This is a genomic window from Stieleria sedimenti (assembly GCF_025060895.1).
Lineage (GTDB): Bacteria > Planctomycetota > Planctomycetia > Pirellulales > Pirellulaceae > Stieleria > Stieleria sedimenti.
Genome location: NZ_JANZKV010000244.1, coordinates 1 through 6,494, shown reverse-complemented (window position 1 = coordinate 6,494; position 6,494 = coordinate 1). Strand labels below are relative to the sequence as shown.

7 protein-coding genes are annotated in these 6,494 nt (G+C 59.6%); all 7 read left to right on the top strand.

Going from position 1 to position 6,494, the window contains the following annotated elements; all coding sequences use genetic code 11:
• Positions 1-499: 499 nt before the first annotated feature.
• Positions 500-1,276, top strand: a complete 777-nt coding sequence (locus tag NZK35_RS27735) for a methylamine utilization protein (protein ID WP_259635777.1) — start codon at positions 500-502, stop codon at positions 1,274-1,276.
• Positions 1,277-1,408: 132 nt separating this feature from the next.
• Positions 1,409-2,686, top strand: a complete 1,278-nt coding sequence (locus NZK35_RS27730; protein ID WP_259635776.1) for a cytochrome c — start codon at positions 1,409-1,411, stop codon at positions 2,684-2,686.
• Positions 2,683-2,859, top strand: coding sequence for a hypothetical protein (locus NZK35_RS27725; protein WP_259635775.1), 177 nt, complete (start codon positions 2,683-2,685; stop codon positions 2,857-2,859). Before NZK35_RS27730 ends, NZK35_RS27725 begins: the two co-directional genes overlap by 4 nt.
• Positions 2,859-3,881, top strand: a complete 1,023-nt coding sequence (locus NZK35_RS27720) for a COX15/CtaA family protein (RefSeq protein ID WP_259635774.1) — start codon at positions 2,859-2,861, stop codon at positions 3,879-3,881. The genes NZK35_RS27725 and NZK35_RS27720 overlap by 1 nt, the downstream gene beginning before the upstream one ends.
• Before the next feature lie 6 nt (positions 3,882-3,887).
• Positions 3,888-4,931 (top strand): heme o synthase, encoded by a 1,044-nt coding sequence (cyoE, locus tag NZK35_RS27715; protein ID WP_259635773.1) that lies wholly within the window; start codon positions 3,888-3,890, stop codon positions 4,929-4,931.
• A 3-nt stretch (positions 4,932-4,934) separates the two neighbouring features.
• A complete protein-coding gene (locus NZK35_RS27710) occupies positions 4,935-5,603 on the top strand; it encodes an SCO family protein (protein WP_259635772.1) in 669 nt (222 codons plus the stop codon).
• Positions 5,604-5,732: 129 nt separating this feature from the next.
• Positions 5,733-6,200 carry a DUF420 domain-containing protein gene (locus tag NZK35_RS27705; protein WP_259635771.1) on the top strand — a complete coding sequence of 156 codons (468 nt, stop codon included), beginning with the start codon at positions 5,733-5,735 and terminating at the stop codon, positions 6,198-6,200.
• Positions 6,201-6,494 lie beyond the last annotated feature (294 nt).

The window sequence follows — 6,494 nt, the reverse complement described above, 5'->3', positions numbered from 1 at the left end:
GCAAGGGGCCACGCGGCGCCCCTCGCTTACGCGTCGGGCTGGGATGGTCGCGTTGATTTCGAAACATCGACTAAATCGACAACCCGCTCGCGCCCTACCGCTAACAAAAACGGCGACACCGACCATGGGAGCAGATTTCCACCCGCACCGACGGGACTTCCAGGGGCTTTATCGTTCATTAGTGGTAGACATTTTTTCCTTCGAGCGTATAATCCGACGTAACCCCCCGGGAATCGTGTTTCTGTCGCCTATGTACCCCACCCCACCCCAATGGCGGCGCGACTCCCGACGACTAGTTTTTGAGAAGGTGGCGGCCGACTGAGTCCCCCGCTCCGGTTCGGCCGCCACCTTTTTCAATGCTCGTTCTGAACGAGGCTTTAAGAGAGCTTTCGACGTCACTGCTGGACGCGGTCTTAATCTGCGCTCGCGGACCAATTACACTCGTTGCGTTCTAGGCATCCACCACTCTAGGAGTTTAAGTGTGAACCACTTTGTATCTATGACCCGATTGTTTGTTCCGACGGCCGTCGCGATCGCCGTTGGCACGTTGCTGACCGCGGTTTCTCCCGCCCAGGCCCAGGAAACCGGAACGTTGCGGATGACGTTCAAATTGAAGGGCGCCGCGAAGAGTTTTCCGCCGATCACACCCAACGTGGACCAAGCGTTCTGCGGCTCGAAAATGATTCCGGACGAGACCTTGGTCGTGAATTCCAAGAACAACGGCATCAAGAATGTGATCGTGTACGTCTACACCGGGCGTCGCGGTACCGAGCTGCCGCCGATGGAATTGGAGCCCGAAACCCACGTTTTGGCGAACCAGGATTGCCGGTTCGAGCCCCATGTCTTGATCGCCAAGAAAGGGGACACGATCAAAGTCACCAATCCGGACAAGGTCGGGCACAACGCCAATTTTCAGTTCTTCAATAACACCCAGCAAAACCTCACCGTTCCCTCGGGTGGGGCGGTCGAAATCGAGCTGAAAGAAGACGAGCCGGCGCCGATTCCGGTCGCCTGCAATATTCACAACTGGATGAAGGCTCAAGTCGTCGTGCTTGATCACCCCTTTGCCGCAGTCAGTGATGAAGACGGCGTGCTGGAGATCAAGGGATTGCCGGTCGGCGAAGTCATTTTCCGTGCCAACCACGAAAATGGGTCACTCAAAGACGTGATCGTCAACGGTGAAGAAACCGAATGGCGAAGCAGCAAGTTCGAAGTCGAGATCAAACCCGGTCTGAACGACATGGGCACGATCGAGGTCCCGGTCGACGCGTTTTAAGCGACGAGCCGATGAGGCATTTCGGGCACCGGCCATGAACGACCGCAGCGGCGTCTCGATCTCGCCGCTGCTGGGGAACTGCGACAATTGATTCGGTTGGTTCATTCGATTGCGTTCGGTTACGCTGCTCCTATGAGACCAACCCTCTGCAAAACGTCGATTTCTTCGGTGCCGGTTCGCTCGGCACCCGTGTTCGCGCCGGTCCGGCTCGCTCCAATCCTGTGCGCCGGGTTCCTGTCCGCGGCGGCTTTGCTGTGCGGCTGTGATGCACCGGTGGAGCACTATCCGCCCAATCAGGTTTATTCGCTGGTCGTCTCGGCCAAGCTGGATGCCCCGACCGAGCTTGCCGCAGAGGACACGACCGCGGCGTTGGAAGCCTGGTTCGGCACGCCAATCGAACCGCGTTGGCCGGCCGACCAGATGTCGCGTGACGCAGCCAAGTCGCTCGTTCGCTTGGAGAATCTGCAACGGGCTGCCGGGCCGGTTTACAGCGATCAAGAGAATCGGCACTTCGGGCTCTTCAACGAGCATTGCGTGACCTGTCATGGGGTATCCGGCGGCGGGAACGGCCCAGCGTCCTTGCTGCAAAACCCCTATCCGCGTGACTTTCGCCCGGGCGTCTACAAGTGGAAATCGACCGAGCGGGGCGCCAAGCCGACACGCGAGGACTTGATGACGATTCTGCGTCATGGTGCACCCGGGACAGCCATGCCGTCGTTCCAGCGGCTTTCCGAATCGGATCTGGAGGCCTTGGTCGACTACGTCATCTATTTGTCGGTTCGGGGTGAATTCGAACGGCGTTTGCTGACCGAAGCGGTGGTCGAGTTGGGTTATGAAGAGTCACGGCCCGATGACGACGCCAGTCTGTTGACGCTGGCGGATTTTGACCAAGACGCATTCGCCATGGAGGTGGCCCGAGATACGCTGGACCGTATCACCGGCCAGTGGGTCGACGCCCCGCAAGCAGTGATCGCCGTGCCGAAAGAAACGCCGGACGATGCGGCATCGATCGCGCGGGGAGATGAACTGTATCATGGCCCGATCGCCAATTGTGTCGGTTGCCATGGAAAACAAGGCGGTGGGGAAATCGTCACCTTCGACTTTGACGACTGGACCAAAGAATTTACCGAAGGCATCGCGGTCACGCCGACCGATCGAGAGGCGGTGCGGCCGTTCCGCAAGGCGGGGGCATTGCGACCGCGGCAGATTCACCCCAGAAAGTTGACCGACGGTGTTTATCGCGGCGGCGGAGATCCCCAGACGCTGTACCGCCGGATTGTTGCCGGTATCGCCGGCACGCCGATGGCCGGACGAAGCGTGTCGGATCAGCCGTCGGACAAAGAACTGACCAGCGATCAGGTTTGGGACATCGTGCATTATGTTCGGTCGCTTGATGAGGCAAAGCCATGAGTCGTGAAAGCTACCGCAGCGTCGGAGCCATCGTCGGACTGGGGTTGGGGATCGCCTTGATGGTGATGGCTGGGCAAGGTGGAGTGTTGCCGGGAGCGATCTTCGGTGCCGGCGGGGCACTGGCCGGCGGCATCCTCGGTGAGAAGATCCACGCGATGCGGCATGGAAATTGATGAGCGAAAACGAATCCAACGAAACGAATCAGAGCCTCGCCGCAGAGCGGTCACCGCTGCTGCATCGCCTGGCGGTGTTGTCGGTGTGTCTGGTCTGGCCGTTGATTTGGGTCGGCGGTTTGGTGACCACGTACGACGCGGGGATGGCGGTTCCCGATTGGCCCGGGACTTACGGATACAACCTGTTTTTGTACCCGCTGTCGACTTGGCTGTACGGTCCCTTTGACCTGTTTATCGAACACGGCCACCGGCTGTTGGGGGCGGTCGTCGGTTTGGTGGCGATCGCGATGGTGATCGCGGCGATTCGGCGCGAAAATCGTCGCGCGGTCGTCTGGCTGACCGTCGCGATCCTGGTCGCCGTGATCTCGCAAGGTGCGTTGGGCGGAGTTCGCGTGTTGTTAAGCGATCGAACCACCGCGATGATTCATGGCTGTTTCGGCCCCGTGGTGTTTGTCTTGTGCTGCATCGCCGCCTCGGTGACCAGCCGTCGATGGTGGGACCGCAAGCTGACGGCAACGCGAGCGGCACAGGGCACCGGTTCGGTCCAGCCGCTCGGCCGCTGGGTCGTCGCGGTGGCGTCTGTGCCGGTGCTATTGAGCTATTTGCAGTTGGTTCTGGGGGCGCAGCTTCGGCATGTCCAGCCGTTGACCACACCGAGAACCTTTACGCTGATTGTGGCGGTCCACATCGTCACTGCTTTCGGTTTGTGGTTGTTGACGCCGGTTTTGTTCATTTTGGTGCGTCGCTGCGGCGATTTGACGCTGTCCAGGCCGGCCGGTTGGCTGATATGGTTTGTGGGCTGTCAAATCTTGCTCGGAACCGGGACATGGATCGTCACATACGGTTGGCCGAGCGTTTTGGAGTTTCTTCCGTTTGGCGAAGGCTTTTTGGTTCGCTCAAAGGGATTCGTGGATTCGATCATCGTGACCGCCCATGTTGCGGTCGGGTCGCTGATTCTGGCGACGGCGGCGGTGATCCTGGTTCAAGTTTTACGTCAGCGAACGCTTGCCACCCCCGTTTAATCATTTATGTCCAGCAACGTCCTTGCCACCGATTCCCGCTATGAATCCGACCTCCAAGGTCCGGGAGTGGCCGTACTCGATCTGCCGGCTCAACGCAGGGAAGCCACTCGACGCATGGAAGTGACGGCCCAGGCAACACCGGCATTGAATCAGATGGTGGATCAGACGGAGGTTTCGATTCGTGTGTTGGTTTCTGATCTGATTCAGCTGACCAAGCCGCGGATCGTCGTGATGATCTTGGTGACAACGGTCGCCACGGCGATGATTGCTGCCGGCGGACCGGTTTCGCTCGGCACCCTCGTCTTGTTGTTGTTGGGCACCGGAATGGTTGCCGGCAGCGCGGGCGGAGCGAACCAGATTTGGGAACGCGTGATCGACCGCAACATGCCGCGGACCGCGGTTCGCCCGCTACCATCGGCGCGGATGTCGACCGCTACGGCGACGGCGTTTACCGCCTCGATGGGCACGCTGGGGCTTGCGATCTTGTGGATGGGGTTCTCGTTGACGCCGGCCGGTGTCGGGTTGGCAACCTGGTTGCTGTACGTGTTTTTGTACACGCCGATGAAAACCCGGACATCCTGGAACACGACGGTCGGAGCGATCGCCGGTGCATTGCCGATGTTGATCGGCTACACGGCACTGGGCGGATCATTGGCCGACGGGACCGGGTGGTTGTTGTTTGGCGTGTTGGGCGCTTGGCAGTATCCGCACTTCATGGCCATCGCTTGGCTGTATCGACGCCAGTACGAACAGGCCGGATTCTGCATGTCGACGACGGTCGAGCCGACCGGGATCTCTGCGGCGATTCAGAGCATCGCCGGGTCGCTGGCGGTGATCCTTTGCGGCGTTGTGTTGTGTTGTCTGTCGCCGGGGATCGTTCCCGCCGTCGTGTGCAGCGTCGCGGTGCTGGCTGCCACAGTCCCCATGTTGAAGGCATCGATCCGCTTCGCGCGGAGCCGAACGGATGTGACGGCACGCCGATTGCTTCGGTCCTCGTTGTTGGTGCTGCCCGCCGTCTTGGCGGTTGTTACGATTCGTGTCTTTTGGTGATCTATGAGAACCGCGTCAAACATCGCCGCGATCTTGTTCGTGGGAGTCATTTTGGGATTGGTGGGCCGCACGCTTCGCCAACGGTCGGCACCCACGGGGCCGGGACCAGAAGACGTGGTCTACACCGCTGAGGTGGCGCCCGGCGAAGCACCGTTGGTCACCGACAGCAACGAAATCGCCAACGATGAAGTCGTTCATCCGCCCGAGGACGAGGCCTGGTTGAGCCGGTTCGAGCTAACCGAGCGTAGCGGCGAGTTGGTCAAGAGCGAGGACTTGTTGGGCCAGCCCTATGTGGTCAGTTTCTTTTTCACGACCTGCCCGAGTGTCTGCCCGCAGCAAAACCAGAAGCTGAAGGAGTTGCAGGAGCGTTTTCGAGGCGAAGACGTCAAGTTTCTCGCCATCTCCGTCGACCCGGAGCGTGACACGCCGGAAGTGATGCGGGAGTATGCCGCCCGCTTCGGTGCCGACAAGGACCAGTGGTTATTCTTGACCGGCGATCTGACCTACATCCGTCGCATCGGAGCGGAGATTTTTCAGCAGCCGATCGACAAAGGGTTTCACACCGAAAAATTTGTGCTGGTCGATGCGAAAGGAAAGATCGAAGGCTTTTACAGCTGGCCGGAGTCGCGGCAGATGGAAAAGCTGGAATCCGCGATCAGCGAAATGCTGTAGTGTCAGCAGCGTGATGGCAGAAAAATCGGGGGCAGAAAGATGCCGGCGATGACGACAGGAAAAGGGGTGACAAGAAAATAATACTTGGAACTTGAAACCTGGAACTTTGAACTTGGGACTCAATTAACGATGTGGCAATTTCTGTCCGACAATTTGCCGCACTGCACGGCCCTGTTGAACGCCGCAGCGACGGTCGTGTTGGCCCTCGGGTTGATCAGGATTCGTCAGGGCAATCCACGCGGGCACAAGAAGATGATGTTGACGGCGCTGGCGATCAGTGCGGCGTTCTTGGTGCTATATCTGTTGCACAAGGTCGCGTTGTATCTGACGACCGGGGAGCCGAACACTCGTTTTCCCACGGATACCGATGTTGCACCGCTGGCGGCTCGCTACACGTATTATGGGATCCTGGGCACGCACCTGTTGTTGGCGATTGCGGTGCCGTTCTTGGCACTGCGTGCGGTGTACTTGGCGATGAAGGGTCGCATCGTTGCGCACAAGAAGCTGGTGCGATTCGCCTTCCCCGTTTGGATGTACGTGTCGGTGACCGGCGTGCTGGTCTACCTGATGCTGTATCAGTTGTATCCGGCCGCGTAGGGCCGCCTTCTGGCGTTTCCCGCCGGATTGGCATGCCAGCACGTGGCGTGAGCCAGCCAGTGGCGCGTGGTGTATTCCCCTGGAACGCGATGCCGGTGTGGCTCCGCCTCAGTTCTTCGGTAGGTCACGCTGTGCGTGACAGCCGCGGTAGTGATCCGTCTACCGATATTCGTCACGCGCCGTTCATCCGCCTGATTCGATCGCGGCCGGAATCGAAGGCCTCCAATGCCCGATTTGAATGACCCCACGGATGGCAGGGCGTACCCACGGATGAAAAGCAGCCTGGGATCCGTG

Excerpts from the sequence above, each read along its gene's own strand:
- NZK35_RS27735 (WP_259635777.1), top strand. The coding sequence starts at position 500 with ATGACCCGATTGTTTGTTCCGACGGCCGTCGCGATCGCCGTTGGCACG.
- NZK35_RS27730 (WP_259635776.1), top strand. The coding sequence starts at position 1,409 with ATGAGACCAACCCTCTGCAAAACGTCGATTTCTTCGGTGCCGGTTCGC.
- NZK35_RS27725 (WP_259635775.1), top strand. The coding sequence starts at position 2,683 with ATGAGTCGTGAAAGCTACCGCAGCGTCGGAGCCATCGTCGGACTGGGG.
- NZK35_RS27720 (WP_259635774.1), top strand. The coding sequence starts at position 2,859 with ATGAGCGAAAACGAATCCAACGAAACGAATCAGAGCCTCGCCGCAGAG.
- cyoE (WP_259635773.1), top strand. The coding sequence starts at position 3,888 with ATGTCCAGCAACGTCCTTGCCACCGATTCCCGCTATGAATCCGACCTC.
- NZK35_RS27710 (WP_259635772.1), top strand. The coding sequence starts at position 4,935 with ATGAGAACCGCGTCAAACATCGCCGCGATCTTGTTCGTGGGAGTCATT.
- NZK35_RS27705 (WP_259635771.1), top strand. The coding sequence starts at position 5,733 with ATGTGGCAATTTCTGTCCGACAATTTGCCGCACTGCACGGCCCTGTTG.